Annotated in this window: 17 protein-coding genes; 10 read left to right on the forward strand and 7 right to left on the reverse strand. The window is 38.6% G+C overall.

What is annotated here, in order from left to right; all coding sequences use genetic code 11:
* Positions 1–128: 128 nt before the first annotated feature.
* Both BV902_RS23365 and BV902_RS23370 read right to left on the reverse strand, forming a co-directional pair.
* Positions 129–653, reverse strand: coding sequence for a glutathione peroxidase (locus tag BV902_RS23365; RefSeq protein ID WP_075993996.1), 525 nt, complete (start codon positions 651–653; stop codon positions 129–131).
* 11 nt (positions 654–664) lie between these two features.
* The gene (locus tag BV902_RS23370; RefSeq protein ID WP_075993997.1) at positions 665–1,531 is read right to left on the reverse strand and encodes an N-acetylglucosamine kinase; all 867 of its coding nucleotides are present in this window, start codon (positions 1,529–1,531) and stop codon (positions 665–667) included.
* 336 nt (positions 1,532–1,867) lie between these two features.
* Here BV902_RS23370 and BV902_RS23375 point away from each other — a divergent pair, with 336 nt between their 5' ends.
* Positions 1,868–3,613: a M61 family metallopeptidase gene (locus BV902_RS23375; RefSeq protein ID WP_075993998.1), complete on the forward strand. Its 1,746-nt coding sequence runs from the start codon at positions 1,868–1,870 to the stop codon at positions 3,611–3,613.
* A 54-nt stretch (positions 3,614–3,667) separates the two neighbouring features.
* Here the strand turns inward: BV902_RS23375 and BV902_RS23380 are convergent, their stop codons facing one another.
* Positions 3,668–4,168 (reverse strand): hypothetical protein, encoded by a 501-nt coding sequence (locus BV902_RS23380; RefSeq protein ID WP_075994951.1) that lies wholly within the window; start codon positions 4,166–4,168, stop codon positions 3,668–3,670.
* Positions 4,169–4,430: 262 nt separating this feature from the next.
* Between BV902_RS23380 and BV902_RS23385 the strand changes: the two genes are divergently transcribed.
* Positions 4,431–6,197, forward strand: coding sequence for an AMP-dependent synthetase/ligase (locus BV902_RS23385; protein ID WP_075993999.1), 1,767 nt, complete (start codon positions 4,431–4,433; stop codon positions 6,195–6,197).
* A gap of 35 nt (positions 6,198–6,232) precedes the next feature.
* Positions 6,233–7,234, forward strand: a complete 1,002-nt coding sequence (locus BV902_RS23390; protein WP_075994000.1) for a YihY/virulence factor BrkB family protein — start codon at positions 6,233–6,235, stop codon at positions 7,232–7,234.
* Between the two features lie 5 nt (positions 7,235–7,239).
* Here the strand turns inward: BV902_RS23390 and BV902_RS23395 are convergent, their stop codons facing one another.
* Both BV902_RS23395 and BV902_RS23400 read right to left on the reverse strand, forming a co-directional pair.
* Positions 7,240–7,926, reverse strand: a complete 687-nt coding sequence (locus BV902_RS23395; RefSeq protein ID WP_075994001.1) for a hypothetical protein — start codon at positions 7,924–7,926, stop codon at positions 7,240–7,242.
* 64 nt (positions 7,927–7,990) lie between these two features.
* On the reverse strand, positions 7,991–8,602 hold the full coding sequence (locus BV902_RS23400; protein ID WP_075994002.1) for a WbqC family protein: 612 nt from the start codon (positions 8,600–8,602) through the stop codon (positions 7,991–7,993).
* Positions 8,603–8,689: 87 nt separating this feature from the next.
* Here BV902_RS23400 and BV902_RS23405 point away from each other — a divergent pair, with 87 nt between their 5' ends.
* The 7 genes from BV902_RS23405 to rplI all read left to right on the forward strand — a co-directional run bounded on the left by BV902_RS23405 (position 8,690) and on the right by rplI (position 14,882).
* Positions 8,690–9,556, forward strand: a complete 867-nt coding sequence (locus BV902_RS23405; RefSeq protein WP_075994003.1) for a lysophospholipid acyltransferase family protein — start codon at positions 8,690–8,692, stop codon at positions 9,554–9,556.
* Positions 9,553–10,584, forward strand: coding sequence for a glycosyltransferase family 2 protein (locus tag BV902_RS23410; RefSeq protein WP_075994004.1), 1,032 nt, complete (start codon positions 9,553–9,555; stop codon positions 10,582–10,584). The genes BV902_RS23405 and BV902_RS23410 overlap by 4 nt, the downstream gene beginning before the upstream one ends.
* Before the next feature lie 119 nt (positions 10,585–10,703).
* Positions 10,704–12,728, forward strand: a complete 2,025-nt coding sequence (gene ligA / locus BV902_RS23415; RefSeq protein WP_075994005.1) for an NAD-dependent DNA ligase LigA — start codon at positions 10,704–10,706, stop codon at positions 12,726–12,728.
* Between the two features lie 37 nt (positions 12,729–12,765).
* A complete protein-coding gene (dapA, locus tag BV902_RS23420; RefSeq protein ID WP_075994006.1) occupies positions 12,766–13,644 on the forward strand; it encodes a 4-hydroxy-tetrahydrodipicolinate synthase in 879 nt (292 codons plus the stop codon).
* Between the two features lie 147 nt (positions 13,645–13,791).
* On the forward strand, positions 13,792–14,160 hold the full coding sequence (rpsF, locus tag BV902_RS23425; RefSeq protein WP_046671750.1) for a 30S ribosomal protein S6: 369 nt from the start codon (positions 13,792–13,794) through the stop codon (positions 14,158–14,160).
* Positions 14,160–14,423 (forward strand): 30S ribosomal protein S18, encoded by a 264-nt coding sequence (gene rpsR, locus BV902_RS23430; protein ID WP_028071347.1) that lies wholly within the window; start codon positions 14,160–14,162, stop codon positions 14,421–14,423. Before rpsF ends, rpsR begins: the two co-directional genes overlap by 1 nt.
* 15 nt (positions 14,424–14,438) lie before the next feature.
* On the forward strand, positions 14,439–14,882 hold the full coding sequence (gene rplI / locus BV902_RS23435) for a 50S ribosomal protein L9 (protein WP_046671751.1): 444 nt from the start codon (positions 14,439–14,441) through the stop codon (positions 14,880–14,882).
* A 547-nt stretch (positions 14,883–15,429) separates the two neighbouring features.
* Here rplI and trxA read toward each other — a convergent pair.
* A complete protein-coding gene (trxA, locus tag BV902_RS23445; RefSeq protein ID WP_046671752.1) occupies positions 15,430–15,750 on the reverse strand; it encodes a thioredoxin in 321 nt (106 codons plus the stop codon).
* Positions 15,751–15,874: 124 nt separating this feature from the next.
* Positions 15,875–20,293, reverse strand: a complete 4,419-nt coding sequence (dnaE, locus tag BV902_RS23450) for a DNA polymerase III subunit alpha (RefSeq protein WP_075994008.1) — start codon at positions 20,291–20,293, stop codon at positions 15,875–15,877.
* Between the last annotated feature and the right edge of the window lie 397 nt (positions 20,294–20,690).

Consider the following 20,690-nt stretch of genomic DNA (forward strand, 5'->3'; position numbering starts at 1 on the left):
AAGCCAACCCATAAACTATAACCTTGTCGCTAAGCTTTATGGGAAAACCAGAGGCCCTCGGATCGACTGGACAATAAACAAAATAAAAAAGCTGCAGATTTTGCAGCTTTTTTATTTTGTTATTTTTACTATTTCTTGTTTTCTACCCAGTTTACAATAGCCGGATCCAGCGGATTCGTCGCTGAACGGAAGCGATGTACAAGTTTACCGTTCTCATCGATCAAAAACTTTTCAAAGTTCCATTTGATTTCACCTTTAAAATCGGGGTTTTCCTGAGCGGTCAAATACTTAAACAGAGGTGATATTTGATCTCCTTTCACATCGACCTTTTCGGCCATTAGAAAATCAACACCATAATTTTGTTCACAAAACTCTTGAATCTGCGCATTTGAACCCGGTTCCTGTTGTCCAAAATTATTTGCCGGAAAGCCAATAATGACGAGCTTATCACCAAAGGTTTTGTGCAATTCCTCCAGATCTTTGTACTGTTTTGTGAAACCACATTTTGAGGCAGTATTCACGATCAATATTTTCTTTCCCTTGAAATCGGACATTTTCACTTCTTGCCCATCAAGTGTCGTAAACTTAAAATCATAAAAATTGGGATTGCCAAATAACATTGACATATACACCATAATAGTTGCAATAATCATATCTAATTATTTTAAAGACTTAACAATGAATTACTCTCTCTTTCCAGTACCGCATCAAAAAGCTCTTTGATAGGAGATTTTAAAATGGTACCTACCTTTATCTGATGTGCTTCACAGACTTCCCGTAAAATTAAATCAAAACTATAAGCAATAGAGCCTACAAAGTGACAGGCATATTTATTATAGTCCGGATAGGTCAAAATCGAAGCTTGAACAAATTCTTCGAATCCACTCTTTACCAGATCAATAATAAAGGGATGGGTAATATTATCGGACATGAACGGTGCAAACGATGCTAAGAAAGCATTTGGACGTTCTTTTTGATAAACATTTTTGATGACGATCTCTTTATTTATTCTGTATTTGTTCGCAAATTTTTCGTTCAGATCTTTCGGCATACGGCCATATAGAAAAAGTCTAACAAGATTTTTACCAAAATATGCCCCCGATCCCTCATCACCTAATACATAGCCATTTCCATTATGCGATGGCATCAGCTCCTCTCCGTCAAAAAAACTCAAATCAGACCCTGTACCTAATGTCGCTACATAACCTTTTTTATTACCACAGGTTGCTAAGGCACTACCAAAAAGATCATTTTCAACAGAAATGTAAGCATTTTCGAATAAGGGTGTCAATGCATTTGAAACCATTTCCCGACGATCAGGTGTAATGCATCCTGCACCAAAAAAATACAACTCCGTAACTTCATCGGCGTAGGGAATAATTTCGGGTATCTCCTTAATAACACGTGTGATTTCCTTTTCATTTACAAAAAAAGGATTGAGTCCATTTGTACTGAACGAGATAGGTGCACTATCTGGCAATTCCAACTTCCAATCCGACTTTGAAGAGCCGCTATCAACAACTAAGATCATACAAATTCTTGATTATTTTCCCCCTATAAACTACTGTATCAAACTTAGCAAAAATTCTGATAAAAAACAGATTTTTTGCTTCATCTCCCCAGTCCAATAAAAACCGGTATTTCATCCAAAGCAGCTATTATGCCTATCGATTAACACCTCATTTCTTAAATAAATTTATGTATATTGGAGGGTACTATTAGCTGCTTCCCGTCATTGTTCTTTTTCTACTGAAGGAACAATGACGGAGCACGCTAATTCATAATTGTAGAACCAACAATCTATTTTTTTGTTTGGTTAAGCGTACGATACTTTTAATTTTGTAAGCTCATACTAAAATCATCTTTCATGGACAGTGACCATTTCAGTATACCCGAAATACATTTTGAGGTATCATTTTCAGAAGCACAAGCTCATTATATCGAAGTAAAAATGAGCATCGCAAAGCTCAACCAGCCTTATGTCGATCTAAAAATGCCGGTCTGGTCTCCTGGATCTTATTTAATTCGTGAATATGCTAAAAACGTAGAACGATTTCGATCATTTGACAAAACAGGAAATACAATTGCCTACCAGAAAATTTCAAAGAACACCTGGCGAATACCCACAGAATCTTTGGATCAGATCGAAGTCATCTACGCAGTATACGGTTTTGAAGTTTCTGTGCGTACCAACTTTTTCGATAGTGACCATGCTTTTATTGTGCCTACGGCAACTTTCTTTCATATCGATGGCCGTATAGACAATCCTTCGACAATCAGCATAGCACTAAAAGATTCGTGGGCAAGTATATCAACTGGACTCCAACAAATTGAAGAACGTACGTTTTATGCGCCAAATTTTGACATATTATATGATACACCCATCGAAGCTGGTAATCAGGATGTCTGGAAATTCCAAGCTGCCGGTGTCGAACATGAATGCGCCATGGTCGGGGGTGGAAGCTATGATAAAGAACGCCTGACGAAAGATATCACACGTATCGTCGAAGAAGAAACCCGCATCTGGGGTTCAAACCCCAATGAGCGATATGTCATTATTACCCACAACTACCAATCTGGAGGTGGAGGTCTAGAACATCTCAATTCAACAGTATTGGGAGCCTCGAGAAATGCCTATCTAAATGAGACCAGCTACAAAAACTATTTGAGTCTCGTTGCACATGAGTATTTTCACCTATGGAATGTGAAACGCTTACGTCCAAAAGCATTAGGACCGTTTAATTACGATGCCGAAAACTATACCACAGGCCTCTGGATCATGGAAGGATTCACTTCGTACTATGATAATTTAATTATTAAACGCTGTGGATTCTATGATGAAAAAGAGTATCTCGCTTTGCTAGCCAACGATTTCAACATTGTATTAAACCGCCCTGGGCATACGATACAGTCTGCTGCCGCCTCAAGTTTCGATACCTGGATTAAATATTATCGGCCTGATGAAAATTCGATGAATTCTGGAATTTCCTATTACAACAAAGGTGCAATGCTGACAGCATTGTTGGATATTAAAATTATTGCCGCTACAGAAGGTAGGCTAAAATTGGATGATGTTATCCGCGAGGCTTATGAGGAGTTCTACCTAAAACTTGATCGTGGATTTGAAGAAAACGAATTGAGAAGCCTTGCTGAACGTATCGCAGGCACTTCGCTGGACGACATTTTCAATGCTGCTCATCAGGACGGAGAACTGGAATACAACGATTATTTTAATCTCGTTGGTTATGAAATTGTTGATACCAATGTTAATAACAACATGTTGACACTAGGTATTACAACCAATAAAGTGGATGGGCTAATTTCGGTAGCGACAGTGGAAAAAGATTCTGGTGCATATGATGCCGGATTAAGTGTAAAAGACGAACTAATTGCAATTAATAGTAACAGGCTCGATGTTAAGGACAAGGAAATTGATTTCATTGTTCAACATGCCAAAGAGGGGGAGATATTAAACTTCCTGGTGGCACGAGATGGTTTAGTGCGGGAAATCCCTGTTCAAATCAAAAAGAGCAATAAAAAGATATACGAAATCCGTCCGCTCAAAGAACAAACCTTTCTACAGGAATTGCTAGGTAAAATCTGGATGGCTTAACACGGAAGTATTATCATCAAAAAAAGAATAGCGGGAAATCCCGCTATTCTTTTTTTAAAATTTATATCTTACCGAAAAACCGATCGGATCAAATAATTTGATACTGGATTCGTTTAGAAAATCGAAATATGGTTTTACATCCAATGAGATTTGAAACGGTGCCTGCGGAATATTATATTCAATACCTACGATACCGTCAATACTTAGATTAAGCTGTGAATCAAATGAATGGCGCTGACCATCTATAATTTTGTCTTTCTCCTTATAAGAACCGATACTACCACCAAAACCATAATACCAATTAAACCCAGCAGTCAATGGTTTATAGATTTCATATAAACCCACAACGCGGAAACGGCGAAAATCAGAATTGCTCTGAATACTCATAATTCCTTCCAATGCATGGTCCGAGTTAAGCGTGTGACGATATGTAATTCCCTGAGCAGACCCGAAACGTCCACCAATAGCACCCTTATTGTCCAACTGAGCCATAGCTCTATTGGATAATGCTCCAAACATCAGCATTCCACCGACAGCCAAAAATATTTTTTTCATAAAAATCGTACGCTTTTTTTGCTTTACATTTTTCCAAACATAGATAAATTGCTTTTTATATGCAATATAATTGCAGTGCACATAAAAAACTATTTACCAGAACTTCCCTTACGAAGGACCTTTTCGATAGGGTAAATATCCATTACAGCTATAACGAAACAATGTTTAATTTGTTATGACAATAATCCCAAATTATCCAACTTTATTTCTGTATATTTAGGTCAATACAGCATGTAGTAGTAACCAAATAAACTCAAGTGATATGGGCAGAATTTTTGACTTTATAACCTTATATAAAGAAAAATACGCAAAGGACATCATGGTGGCAGGGCGAGATGGAAATGGCCAGTGGAAGACATATTCTACCAAAGAATACACCGACGCAATTGACACCTTAAGCAGGGCGTTACTACAATTAGGCCTCAAAAAAGGTGATCGGGTAGGAATCATGTCTGGCAACAGACCCGAGTGGAATTTAGTTGATTTTGCCTGCAATCAAATAGGTCTTGCAACTGTTCCCCTCTATCCCACTTTATCCGCACAGGATCTTTCGTTTATTGTAAATGACTCGGATGTCAACGTACTATTTGTCAGCAACAGAGAATTGACGGACCGTATTGAACAAGCCATCAAAGAGCACGGTATACACCCACAACTGTATACATTTGATGCCATTGAAAATTATACGCAGCTAAAAACATTCATCGAAACAGCAAAAGATGACACAACCGACCTTGCTCCACTTCGAGAGGCTGTTACAGAAGATGATCTATTGACACTGATCTACACTTCAGGTACCACAGGACGCCCTAAAGGCGTATACCTGTCCCACAAAAATGTATACAGCAACGTCTTGGCATGCAATCATCTCATCCGATCGGATTTCAAAACAGCACTAAGCTTTCTTCCGCTATGCCATATTTTTGAACGCATGGTGGTATATATGTACTATTCGAAAGGAATCCAGATCTATTTCTCCGAGACCTTAGACAATGTTGTTGCCGATATCAACGATGTCAAACCGGATGTATTCACCACCGTACCCCGTGTCCTAGAGAAAGTATACGATAAGATTATTGAAAAAGGGAAAGCCTTAACTGGATTAAAAAAGAAAATTTTCTTCTGGGCTGTTGATCTTGGTTTGAAATTTCAAGAACCGGAGCATAATGGACCACTTTACAAGCTCAAACTTGCGATCGCTAGAAAACTGATATTTTCGAAATGGCAAGAAGCTCTTGGCGGAAATATTAAGATCATTGTATCCGGTGGTGCAGCTCTTCAAGAGCGTTTAGCACGTGTATTCTGGGCCGCTGGACTTAAAGTACTTGAGGGGTACGGCCTGACTGAAACATCTCCGGTTATTGCTGTAAACTCCTACTTACCCAATGGGTTGAAATTTGGAACTGTGGGCAAACCGCTGAAAAATTTAGAAGTAAAAATTGCTTCAGATGGTGAAATTCTTGTCAAGGGCCCCAGTATCACGACAGGCTATTATAAAAATGAAGAAGCCACAAAAGAAGCTTTTGACGATAATGGTTTTTTCAAAACGGGCGATATTGGGGAAATTACATCCGATGGTTTCCTAAAAATAACCGATCGAAAAAAGGAAATGTTTAAGACGGCAGGTGGTAAATATATCGCGCCCCAATCCATTGAAAACAAACTCATGGAGTCTACATTAATCGGACAGGTCATGGTTTTTGGAGAAAATAGAAAATTTCCCGGCGCCTTGATTGTTCCCGCATTTGATGTGCTGTCCAAATGGGCCAACCAAAAAGGTATTAACAGCGGTTCAAACGAAGAAATCATCAAAAATCCGGAAGTAATCCAAAAATATCAAGAAGAAATTAACCGATTATCTACTAACTTTGGACATTGGGAAATTGTCAAGAAATTTATTCTTCTTCCAAAGGAATGGACAATCAACGACGGTCAATTGACGCCAAAATTGAGTCTAAAACGAAAAATTATTTTAAAAGAGAACGAAGCCGCAATCGACAAATTGTATCAGGAACAAAACCAAGAGTAACAATTTGCACGATTATTGGAGCTGATCATCTTATTATGAAGCACGTTACATTACGAGATTTATTTACACTCGCCTACTGGAAAAACGTTTGGCATGTCTTAGTTGATGCCTTTAATGGATTCAATGATGACAAATGTATGAAGAAGAGTGCTTCATTGGCTTATTATACCGTCTTCTCCATCGGCCCACTTCTTATGATTGTTATCTGGTGTATCGGATTTTTCTATGGAGAACATCTTCAAAGTGGATCTTCAGCGCAGGATCAGGTGCTGGAGGAAGTCATGGTTCTTTTTGGTCAGGATGTAACCACACAGATCCAGTCCTATCTTCAAAAAATAACTTTCGAGAATAAATCTAATATGGGGATCACGATTGGTATCGTTACATTGATTCTATCCTCCACAACCTTATTCGTTGATATACAGGACTCAATAAACAATATCTGGAAAGTAAAACCGAAACCAAAAAAGGGATGGCTAAAATTAATCATCAACAGGCTGATTTCTTTTTCCATCGTGATTGCCCTTGGTTTTTTGCTAATTGCCTCACTCATGATCAACGGAGTTATTGTTGCCGTGACCAATTTAGTCATGACTTATTTTCCTTTTATTCCGATTGCACTCATTTCGTGGGTCAATACGGGTATCACATTTTCGGTCATTGTCATTTTATTTGGCTTTATCTTTTCCTTCCTTCCGGATGCTAAAGTAAAATTCAGGGACATGCTTGGCGGAGCTATCTTTACAGGCTTACTCTTTATGTTAGGCAGGTACGGCATTTCAATCTATCTGAACCTTTCCTCCACAGCAAGCTTTTACGGAGCCGCAGGATCTATCATTGTCATGTTATTATGGATTTACTATTCGGCTGCGATATTGTACTTTGGCGCAGAATTCACGAAATTTTATGCAATTAAATTTGGCGCAGGCATTATTCCGTCCGCATTTGCAGTAGCGATTGAACAAACGGAAAAAGTAAAAAAAACAGGCAGCGACGCCGAAGCACATGTTGGAGACACTATTCAGGTCTTAAAATAAGTCATCTATTTTTTCTCTTTTTTACCACTAATGGAACCATCGATACCAATGACATTGATGACTTTATCCCCAATTTGTGTAATATCGGATTTTAATCCAACCATGACGGTAAAAATATTCACAGGAGTGTCCTGAATCTTCCTAAAATTATGGAGATAACCAAGCTCAAGCCCTAAAAAGAAACCGTTAAATTTATAATCTGCCCCAGCACCTATTTTGCTGGAGAAATTCAGGTGATTTTTATTTTCCATCTTAATAAGCTTTTGGTCTGCGAGTACATTCGCCCTTGGCTCACTCGTCAATCCTACACCGGGACCTACAAAACCATAGATATTCAATAATCGCATCTGCTTCCTAATGCCCCCCGAAAATGAAAGGGTATAGAAATTGGTATTTGCATCTTCGATACGATACTCAAAATTCGGATCGACCAATCGCTGCTTATACTTGAATGAAAGTGTATAAAGTGTGGGGGATACGAAAAACATTGGATTTTTCAGGGAGATATCCAAACCAATACTACCAGAAAACTTTGGCGAAAGTATATCTTTGGTTTTTCCGATCGGAAAGCCCATTCCCGTTGTACCCCAATAGTAAACTTTTCGATAATGTATCGTATCAACACCGCCCTGAGCCCGCGCGAAAGTCCAACACAAAGAAAAAAGAAGAAAAGTAAAAAAGAAATGTTTCATTTAAATGCGTTCAATATTGAATAACAACAATATTAAACGCATTTTGTTCAAAAAAACCGTCAGGCTACAGGTAACTTTTTGATTGTGGTCCTTGATTGAATAGCAAATCAATAATGCTTAAATCGGGATAAAAGCCATTTTTATCAGAAAAAACCTGATAATATTCTTTTGGATCACGCAATACACTTTCTTTTTTAGGATGAATCAGGTTACGGAAATCGATCATTTCCGAAGGCGCAGCAACATACTCTTCTGTAAACCCTATTGCTCGTTTAAGTTTGATCGATTTTAGAATGAGTTCTAACTGAGCAACATTAAAGTCTACCAAATACGCAAACTTTTCCTTATAGAACCGTATAAAATCATCTTCATAATATTCAAAATATGCAGAGCTACGGTAAGCTGTCTGAATACTTAGCCAATGTAAACGCTGCCAGTCAAACTCATAGCTTATCCGAATATCTTTCATAGGAACACGTTCTTTATTGCCATGTTGAATGGGTACGATCAAATCCTGCACACCATTTGCTGAAGCAATGCGTGCTCGCGTACGATAACTCTGCTTTTGAAAATGCTCATATTTCTCGATGACCAAAGGAAGATTATGCTCATGTATCGTATGAAAATAGGATATTGGTGGAAGATAACATGCCGGAAGTAATAACTGCGATTCCATAAAAACTGATGATTTTTGTTATAAGTGACGCAAAAATAACTTAAATTAAGGATATTTGTAAAGAACACTGGGAATTTTAGCTATAGCATGAAACAAAAAGCGTTAAACGCATTAATCTATATCATATCTCTTCTCCCCTATTGGTTTCTATATTTGATCTCCGATGGGCTTTATTACATACTCTACTATATTATTGGATATAGGAAGAATATTGTATTTCAGAACTTAAAGAATGCTTTTCCAGAAAAAACGGATAAAGAACGTCTGGTGATTGCCAAAAAGTTTTATCGTTTTTTCCCGGATCTTCTTGTCGAATCGATCAAATTGAAAACGATTACGGCTGAGGAAGTCAAGAAAAAGATGACTTTGGATAATGTAGAAGAATTGACGAAACACCTCGAAGCGGGCAAAAACGTAATCGGGGTGACCTCACATTATGCCAATTGGGAGCTGGGTATTCACCGTTTGAGCTTAATTACAAACTTTCCTACGCTGATTGTATACAAACCACTCAATAACAAAGATATTGATACCGTATACAATGATATGCGTGGAAGATTTGGCGCCGAAATGGTACCAATGAAACAAATACTCCGCCATATCGTAAAGTTGAAAGGCCAGCCCAATATCAGTATACTCGTTGCCGATCAAACACCGCTGTATTCGGATTCCGATTATTTTATTAATTGGCTAAATCAGGAAACATTGGTCTATACAGGAGCCGAAAGACTTTCTAGAATAAGTAAAGCGCCTGTGGTCTATTGCTATATCGGAAGAAAGCCCAAAAGAGGGCAATATTTCTGTAAATTCGTTACTTTAATCGAAGATCCAAGTGGCTTTGGAGAACATGAAATTACCGATATACACAATCAATTTGCTGAACAGCTTATTCGTGAAAACCCAGAATATTGGTTATGGTCACATAATCGCTGGAAAAGAAAACGTAGAAAATGAGTAAATTACCAAAAGTAGCTGTCGTTATCCTCAATTGGAATGGCCGATTTTTCCTGGAAAAATTTTTACCATCCGTATATAACAGTTCGTATCCGAATGTCGAATTTGTCATTGGAGACAATGCCTCCGATGATGATTCAATTTCATTTGTGAAACAGTACTATCCGACGATTACTATCCTTGAAAATGACAAAAACTATGGCTTCGCGGGAGGTTATAACAAAATACTGCAGCGTGTAGATGCTGATTACTATGTACTTCTCAATTCGGATGTTGAAGTGAGCCAAAACTGGATTGAGCCAGTGATTGAATACTTGGAAAGAAACCCTTCCCTGGCAGCAGCACAGCCCAAAATACGTTCATTTCATGACAAGCAGAAGTTCGAACATGCCGGAGCGGCCGGTGGGTATCTGGATTACTTTGGCTTTCCTTTCTGTAAAGGTAGAATCCTACATGAAGTAGAAGATGATGCGGGACAGTACGATAATGAATCCGAGATTTTCTGGGCATCTGGAGCGGCACTTTTTATTCGCTCTGACGCCTGGAAAGAGGCAGATGGCCTTGACGAAGATTTCTTTGCTCATATGGAGGAAATCGATCTATGTTGGCGATTAAAGAAAATGGGCTATGGCATAGGCTATTGTCCTAAATCTATTGTTTATCATGTTGGTGGGGGAACCCTCAATGCAAGTAATCCCAAAAAGACTTACCTCAATTTTAGGAATAACATGGTCATGCTGCAAAAAAACCTGCCGCTAGGCAAAGCAATATGGATTATTTTCATCAGGCTTTGGTTTGACCTTGCAGCCCTTGCTAAGTTTCTGATCGACAGGAAACCCAAGGATGCCTGGGCAATCAGTCGTGCACATCAGTATTTCTTCTTGAATATTTTCAAAAATGCTAAAAAACGAAAAAAATACAAGGTGAAAGAAAATACAAAAGGACAGTACACAAAATCGATTATCATTGATTTTTACACAAATAACAAACATAAATTTTCTCAGCTAAATCCAGAGGATTTCAAATAGCGTATTATTTCCCTGTAACATAAAATGCAGAAAAACGCATTTTCAAAATAAAGCAGTCATTACGACAAGATTCTTTATTTATTTTATTTAAACGTACTTTTTATTTGTAATTTTGCAAAATGTTGGTGATGGATATTGAAAAAAAGATAAAAGACTTAACGGCAGAGCTCAACCATTATAACTATCAATACTATGTATTGGCGAACAGTGTTATTTCGGACTACGACTTCGACCTTAAATTAAAGGAACTCGAAGCGCTGGAAGCTCAATATCCCAACTTTGCCGACCCCAACTCCCCTACACAGCGTGTTGGTGGAGACATTACCTCCCGATTTCAAACGGAAAAGCACCGCTGGCCAATGCTTTCATTGGGCAACACATACAATCAGGAGGAGTTACTTGACTTCGACCAGCGAATCCGCAAAATCATCGGCGATCAGTTCGAATATGTTTGTGAATTAAAATTTGACGGTTTATCCATCAGCTTGACTTATGAAAATGGCCTACTAAGTAAAGCCGTTACGCGCGGTGATGGTACACAAGGCGATGTTGTCACAAACAATGTTAAAACCATTCGTTCTATCCCGATCAAACTCAAAGAAGGAGATTATCCAGATCAATTCGAAATACGAGGTGAAATATTTATGCACAAATCAGCTTTTCTCCGCCTGAATAAGGAACGAGCCGATAATGAGGAGCAAACTTATGCCAACCCAAGAAATTTCGCTTCTGGAACCATCAAACTCCAAGATTCTGCTGAAGTTGCAAAACGCCCATTGGACTGTTTCCTTTACTTTTTGTACTGCGACAACAGAACAAATCTATTTCACGACCATTGGAATAGCTTAAACCATGTCAAAGACTGGGGATTTCACGTCAGCGAGCATAGCAGAAAATGCAGCACGTTAACCGATGTTTTTGCATTTATTGACTACTGGGATGTCGAACGTCATAACCTAGGTTATGAAATTGATGGAATTGTTATTAAAGTAAATGATTACGCACAGCAGGAGGAACTTGGCTTTACTGCCAAAAATCCACGTTGGGCAATATCCTATAAATTCAAAGCAGAGCGTGTAGAAACCACACTAAACTCGATTAGTTATCAAGTTGGACGCACCGGCGCTGTTACACCTGTTGCCAATCTTCAACCTGTACAACTGGCAGGCACAACGGTAAAACGCGCTTCCCTACACAATGCAAATGAAATCGCACGTCTCGACCTACACGAAGATGACACTGTCTTTGTAGAAAAAGGGGGCGAAATTATACCTAAAATAATTGGGGTAAACCTCGAGAAAAGATTAGCAGGATCAACAAGTTTTGTCTACCCCACATCTTGTCCGGAATGCGACACAGTACTCATACGGCAAGAAGGCGAAGCCGTACACTACTGCCCTAATGAAACTGGATGCCCGCCACAAATTGTTGGCAAAATGCAGCATTTTATCGGACGAAAAATGATGGACATCGAGGGAATGGGAGACGAGACCGTGGATACTTTCTTCAAGAAAGGTTTGTTACGCAATATCGTTGACATCTATGGCCTAAAAGACCATCAAGATGACCTGCAACAACTGGAACGTTTCGGTCAAAAATCAATCGATAACATGCTCAACGGCATCGAAAAATCCAAAGAAAAACCTTTTGAAAAAGTCTTATTTTCGCTTGGAATACGTCATGTCGGCGAGACGATTGCAAAAAAATTAGCTCAGCATTTCAAAAATATTGATGCACTCGCGCAAGCCTCGACAGAGGAAATCGAAGGAGTACAAGATATTGGACGCCGTATTGCGGAGAGTGTCAAAGAATACTTAGACAATCCAATTCATCAACAACAGATTGTTGCACTGAGAAATTATGGCTTAAATTTCGAAATTGAGGAAAAGGAGATCATCCTTGCGAGCAATTCACTTGAAGGGAAAACCTTCCTGATTTCCGGTGTATTTGCAGACCATTCACGTGAAGAGCTAGCAGCAGTAATTGAAAGCAATGGCGGAAAGATGTTATCTTCCATTTCTGCCAAATTAAGCTACCTCGTAGCGGGAGATAAAATGGGACCGTCCAAACTAGCGAAAGCAGAAAAATTAGGTATCCCGATGATTAATGATCAAGAACTATTTGAACTCATTAATCCCAAGTAAGTTTTTTTAATTAAATTTATATAAATACAAAAACAAGATGAACGAGCTTCACGGCGCAGGAGTAGCATTAGTCACTCCTTTTAACTCAGATGAATCTGTTGATTTCGAAGCATTAGGTCAGCTAATTGACTTGCAAATCAACGAAGGTATGGATTATTTGGTTTCTTTAGGTACAACTGGAGAAGTTGCCACTTTAACCAATGATGAACGAAAGCGTATCTGGGATTTTACTGTCAAGCGCGTGAACGGTAGACTTCCTTTGGTTGCTGGAATTGGTGGTAATAATACGGCCGAAATTGTGGAACAAATTAAAAACTTTGATCCAACAGGCTTCTGTGCAATTTTATCCGTATCTCCTTATTATAACAAACCAACACAAGAAGGCATTTACCAGCATTACAAGGCTGTTTCAAACGCCTCTCCACTTCCGGTTATTTTATACAATGTGCCTGGGCGTACGGGCAGCAATATAACAGCACAGACAACATTACGACTGGCCAATGGTTTTTCCAATATCGTAGCCATCAAAGAAGCTTCTGGAAATTTTGCACAATTCAGCGAAATTCTACGGGATAAACCTACAGGATTTCTATTGATCTCCGGAGATGATCCGGTTACCTTGCCGATGATGTCTCTTGGAGCTGCTGGTATCATTTCAGTGATCGGAAACGCATTACCGAAAAAGGTCGCCACATTAGCTAAGTTATGCGCTGAAGGCAATTATGCGGAAGCTAGATCGATCCATAATGAACTCCTTAACATTACAGATCTGTGTTTTATTGAAGGAAACCCTGCTGGTGTAAAATATATTCTACAAGAATTGGGGATCGGAAAAGATCAATTACGACTTCCTTTAGTCCCTGTTAGCGAGAAAATACAGGCAGCTATCAAAGAAGAATTAAAGAAATTGAACTAAAATATAGCCTAGTTCGGTTGAGAAAAGTTTAGATCCCTCCAAAGGATCTAAACTTTTTTATTTCAAAGCTTTGCAACATAACAATATAATAACTACCTTTGCACTTCCACAAAAGTGGAATTTTAAATAACAAAATTAATTAACACAATGCAACAGTACGAATCTGTAATCGTTCTTACCCCGTTGCTTTCTGATGATGCTGCGAAAGAAGTAATCGCAAAATTCAAAAACATCTTAACAGAAGGCGGAGCCGAGATTGTCGCTGAAGACAATTGGGGTTTGAAAAAATTAGCGTATCCAATCCAGAAAAAAACTACTGGATTTTATCACTTAACTGAATTCAAGGCTCCAGGTGAATTAATCAATAAATTAGAGGTTGAATACAAACGTGATGAGCGCATTATGCGTTTCTTGACTGTAAGCTTAGACAAACATGCTAAAGCATACAACGAGAAAAAACGTAGCGGTGCATTCAACAAAAAAGCTGAAACTAAAACTGAGGAGGGCGCAAACTAATGGCTAACGAAAATATCCAATACGTAACTGCTCCTAAAGTAGAGGACAACCGTAAAAAATACTGTCGTTTCAAAAAGAATGGTATCAAATATATCGATTATAAAGATGCTAACTTCTTGATGAAATTTGTAAATGATCAAGGTAAAATCTTACCTCGTCGTTTAACTGGTACATCTTTGAAATTTCAACGTAAAGTAGCTCAAGCTGTTAAACGTGCTCGTCACATCGGCTTATTACCTTACTTAGCTGATGCAATTAAATAAGGAGGACGATAGAAAATGGAAGTAATTTTAAAACAAGATATCAAAGGCTTAGGTGAGCAAAACGATATCGTTAATGTAAAGCCAGGTTTCGGTCGTAACTACTTAATCCCGCAAGGATTTGCTATCCAAGCGACTGAATCTGCAAAGAAAGTTTTAGCTGAGAACATCAAACAAGCTCAGTTCAAACAAGAAAAAATCAAAAAAGACGCTACTGAATTAGCTGGTAAATTGGAAGCTATCAAACTTTCAATCGGTGCTAAAGCAGGTGAATCTGGTAAAATCTTTGGTAAAGTAAACAGCATTCAAATTGCTGATGCGTTGAAAGCAAAAGGTTTTGATGTAGATCGTCGTCGTATCACTTTCGAAGTAGAACCTAAAGAACTAGGTGAATACATCGCAAACTTAAACTTACACAAAGAAGTGAAAGTTCAAGTTCCTTTCGAAGTAATTGCTGAATAATTCAGTTTATTTAGTCAATAATAAAAAGCGGCTATCCGAAAGGATAGCCGCTTTTGTTTTTACCCATACTTTAGCCCCAAAAAAAACTCGCGTTACGGAGAGCAACGCGAGGCATAATCTAGGGTATTTGAAAGGGAAAATCTTTGTCAATTTCTATTTTTTTCAAAAAAAACAACTCCTAAATCATCGAGTCAAAAAAAATAACATCAAAATCAAAAAATCGAAACAAATTCTTTTCGAAAACCAATTTCAATACTCAAAAGAAGTAAAAAATATTTGTTTTTGCAAATAAAATTGATTTTTTATCAAAAAATAAATATAAATACACAAAAAACAACAACAAAATCACACTAAAAACACTAAAACACTAAAAATACAGCACATTACACTATTAAAGTAGCAAAATAAACACAAACAATACGCAAAACAAACAAAATATAGACATAAAACAACTAAAGTTTGAAATAAAATCAAAAAAAATGGGGTTTTAAAAACAAAAAAAGCCTGAAAGATAATATTTCAGGCTTTTTATTATTATTTAGCTAAGTTATGCTAATTGTTTTTCTAATTTCTCGTTCAATACTGATTTTGGAACGGCTCCAATTTGTTTATCAACAATTTCTCCATTTTTAAAGAACAATAGAGCTGGAATATTACGAATGCCATAACGAACAGAAATCTCTGGATTTTCATCCACATTTACTTTTCCTACAACAGCTTTACCTTCATAATCCTTAGCCAGTTCTTCAACCACAGGACCTACCATACGGCAAGGACCACACCACTCTGCCCAAAAATCAATTAATACTGGTTTGTCTGCTTTTAAGACAACTTCTTCAAAGTTGCTATCTGTAATTTCTAATGCCATAATCTTTTAATTTTATAAACCGAAGTTATATCTTTAATACTATTTAATTGCTAAAATCAATAAACAAAGATAGTAACAACTACCAATGTATTTGTAATCTTAATTACACAAATTCCAATCCAAACTAATTCAATCGGTAATTTATCCCTTCAAACTTATCTATACATTCCAAAAATTCATTTGTTAGGTTTATTTTCAGACTTTTAGCTGGCATTTCGACAGATATTTCATCTTGGGGATCCCAAATTTTAAACTTTAATTGACAATTTGGCACAACCCCCTCAATCTCATTTTGCGCCAGTATATCTTTGATTCCGTCAAGAAATGCTTCATTCAACTTAGGTAAAGGAATATTGATCGTAAAACTCTTCGCCATCTTCTCACGAAGATCCGAAAGTAACTGTACACTACGCAGCTCAAAGCCCCAATTTCCAACCTGTCTGAAACGTTCCTGTACCAAACCTCGTAATTGCACAAAATAGCCTTCTTGCAAATACCCCTTCAATTTGACGTATTCTTCGCCAAAAACTGCCATATCATAAGAATCACTATAATCTTCTATGATAAACGACGCAAAAGGCTTACCAGTCTTCGTCAATCGATGGTTTGCCGATGCGATAATGCCACCAATCACCAATTCTTTATTCTTGATTCGATTAAACTCAAGCAAAGTCTCTTCATCGACCTCTGCCGCTTTAACTTTATTGATCAATGCCAAATCTGAAACCGAATTCTGACAAAAATGCTCAATCTCAAACCGGTATGTATCTAAGGGGTGACTGGTCAAATAAATACCGATAACATCTTTTTCATATTTAAGCTTTTCAATCAATCCCCATTGCGGACATGGTGCCAAAACAGGTTCCGGCAATTCTGCTGCTCCACCTACACCAAACAAACTCGCCTGGGCCGAACTTTCATTTTCTTTAAAGCGCTGGCCAAATCGTATCGCCTTTTCCATTCCTGTTGAATTTTCATCCGAATGGAAATATTGTGCACGGTGCGTGTTCTCAAAACTATCAAAACCACCAGCATAAGCCAGACTCTCGAAAGCTTTCTTGTTGACCGCACGAAGATCAATCCGTTTGGCCATATCGAAAACAGATTTATACAATCCTGATTGTCGAGTTTGCACGATAGCATCTACTGCTCCTGCCCCGACACCTTTAACTGCACCTATTCCAAAACGAATAGCGCCGGACTCATTTACTGTAAACTTATAATAGGATTCATTCACATCAGGACCAAGTACCTCTAGCCCCATGCGCTTACATTCCTCCATAAAGAATGTCACCTGCTTGATGTCATTCATATTGTTAGAAAGTACCGCAGCCATATATTCCGCTGGAAAATGTGCTTTCAAATAGGCTGTTTGATAAGCAACCCAAGCATAACAGGTAGAATGGGATTTATTAAATGCATAACTTGCAAAAGCTTCCCAGTCGGTCCAGATCTTTTCCAAAACTTTTGCATTATGTCCTTTCTCCTCTGCCTGCGACACAAACTTAGGCTTCATCTTATCCAGTACTGCCTTTTGCTTCTTACCCATGGCCTTACGCAAAACGTCGGCATCACCTTTCGAAAATCCAGCTAACTTTTGAGACAAAAGCATTACCTGCTCCTGGTATACCGTAATTCCATACGTTTCTTTCAAATATTCCTCGCAGGCATCCAAATCGTAAACAATAGGATCTATACCATGCTTACGCTTAATAAAACTTGGAATATACTCTATTGGACCCGGGCGATAAAGTGCATTCATCGCAATCAAATCGGCAAATACTGTCGGCTTAAGGTCTCGCATGTATTTCTGCATTCCAGGAGATTCATACTGAAACACCCCGATGGTCTCTCCCCGTTGAAAGAGCTCATAAGTAAGCTCATCGTCGATCGGAAATTGATCCGGATCCAGCACGATACCATGGCTTAATTTGACATTTTCGACTGTATCTTTAATCAGTGTCAGTGTCTTTAAACCCAAAAAGTCCATTTTCAGCAAACCTGCACTTTCAACAACGTGGTTATCGAACTGCGTCACATAAAGATCTGAGTCTTTTGCCAAAGAAACAGGAACGAAATTAGTAATATCGTCTGGCGTAATGATAACACCACAGGCATGGATACCTGTATTTCGGACAGAACCCTCCAAAACCCGGGCCTGTCTGATCGTTTCAGCCTCCAATCCAGCACCATCAGCAATAGATTTCAACCGATTAACAGCTTCAATTTCCTCAGTTCTCAGCTTTTCCTTTAAGCCAGCATCATCTAAAGTAAAAATCTTGGATAATTTAAGATTCGGAATCAGCTTGGCAATCTCATTGGCATCACCCAAAGGTAAGTCTAATACACGCGCTGTATCTTTGATGGATGACTTCGCTGCCATTGTACCATAGGTAATAATCTGGGCAACCTGACTAGCTCCATATTTATTGATTACATATTGCATGACACGACCACGCCCCTCGTCATCAAAATCGATATCGATATCGGGCATTGACACACGGTCGGGATTCAAGAAACGCTCAAAAAGCAAGTCATATTTAATCGGATCGATATTGGTAATTCCCAAACAATAGGCTACCGCCGAACCAGCAGCAGATCCCCGTCCTGGCCCCACGGAAACTCCCATATCTCGGGCTGCCGCAATAAAATCTTGAACAATCAAAAAGTACCCTGGATACCCCGTTTTCTCGATGGTAGCCAACTCAAAGTCAAGACGTTCGCGAATATCATCTGTTATTTCCTCATAACGCTTCTCAGCCCCCACATAACAGAGATGAGCCAGGTATTTATTTTCACCACGTTTTCCACCATCTTCAAGGTCGGCTTCCACCTGAAATTCTTCGGGTATATCAAATTTAGGTAAAAGGACATCCCGGTTTAACTTAAATATCTCTACCTTATCGACAATCTCCTGAATATTTAGAATCGCTTCGGGCAAATCTTTAAATAAAGCTTTCATTTCATCCGAAGACTTGAAATAATACTCCTGATTCGGTAAACCAAAACGGAACCCTCGTCCTCTACCTTTTGGCGTTGAGAGTTTCTCACCATCCTTTACACACAGCAAAATATCATGTGCATGCGCATCGCCTTTCTTCTCATAATACGTATTATTGGTCGCAACAACTTTAACCTTATATTTACGGGAAAACTTCAGCAAGGTTTGGTTCACACGATCCTCATCTTCCTGACCATGACGCATCAATTCCAGGTAAAAATCATCCCCAAATTGTTCTTTCCACCACAGCAAAGCTTCTTCGGCCTGGCTCTCACCAATATTCAGTATTTTATTCGGCACCTCGCCCTGTAAGTTACCTGACAGAGCAATAACATCTTCCTTGTATTGAAGAATAAGATCTTTATCAATCCGCGGCACATAATAGAACCCTGACGTATAAGCAAAAGAAGCCAGTTTAGCCAGATTATGGTACCCGCGTTTATTTTTCGCCAATAACACAATCTGATAACCATTATCCTTCCTGGACTTATCTTTGTGGTTTTCACAAACAAAAAACTCACAACCAACAATTGGCTTTAAAAGCTGACCAGTAGGCTCCTCTCCATTCTCAACTGCCTCCGCATTTTGTGCTTCAACTTCTTTGTTATGGCCTATAACACGAGAAACAAACTCAAAAGCCCCCATCATATTTCCGTGATCCGTTAACGCAACAGCAGGCATATTATCCTTGACCGCTGCCGAAACTAACTTATCGTACGACATCGTCGACTGCAGGATCGAAAACTGAGAGTGGTTATGTAAATGGGCAAATTTGGCATCCTTTAAAGCTGCTAACGCGTCCGCATCAACGACAACCTTGACTTCATCTGGCTGAGACCGTTTTCTAATTTCATCAGAAGCTGCTTTTAGGTTGATATGTTTCAGTCCAACAGTAGGTATAGGCCCCGGATTGTTGGTTTTAAAATCGACAAAGTAGCCCGTATCGACCTGAAGTTCTTCGGCAGTGAATACCTCTCTTCTGACAAGCTCCAGAAAACAACGTGTTGTTGCCTCAACGTCGGCTGTTGCATTATGTGCCTCAGCAAACGGCACCCCAAATAAATAGGAATGCAGCTCGGTCAAATTAGGTAATTTAAAACGTCCACCGCGACCGCCCGGAATTTTCAGGAGTTCAGCTGTTACTTCCGTACAGGTATCCAATACAGGCATATTAGCCATATTGGACACAACACCATAACGGTAAAATTCACAGCCCATGATATTCAAATCAAAACCAATATTCTGTCCAACAACAAACTTGGCTTTATTCAATGCCACATTGAATTTCTCTAGGACCTCCTGAAGCGGCAACCCCTGCTCTTCTGCCAATGCAGTCGATATGCCGTGTATTTTTTCAGAGTCATAGGGTATATCAAATCCATCTGGCTTAATCAAGAAATCGTGATGTTCGACCAAATTTCCCATCTCATCATGAATCTGCCAAGCCAATTGAATACAGCGAGGCCAATTGTCCGTATCGGTAATTGGTGCGTCCCAACGCTTAGGCAAACCCGTCGTTTCCGTATCGAAAATAATATACATAAAATTCTAACCCTCTTTAATACAATACATTAAATGCAAGACAATTTACATTTTTTTGAACTTGAAATTTACGAAATTATTAGAGAAGATTGTGTCAGATTTTTGCGAAAATCCACTAAAGAAAATCTGGCGTTACACGATATCTTGCAGTTGTTTCGCTTTAACAAGAAACAGCATCATAAACTCCTTTATCTTTCTCTTTTTATTTGCATCGAAAAAGTCAATATCAGGCCAAATCATCAAGCCCTCGAGCTCTTTTTTATCATGTATATCAAAAGATCCAACAGTATACCAACTTCAAATTAACAGTTTTTTTAACACGTACTTCAGAGGGACTTTATAGGGACCTCATTCGGACCTTATTCGGATGAATACCTATAATGTTCCTATTAATCCC

The sequence above is a fragment of the Sphingobacterium sp. B29 genome, assembly GCF_001952815.1.
Classification (GTDB): Bacteria; Bacteroidota; Bacteroidia; order Sphingobacteriales; family Sphingobacteriaceae; genus Sphingobacterium; species Sphingobacterium siyangense.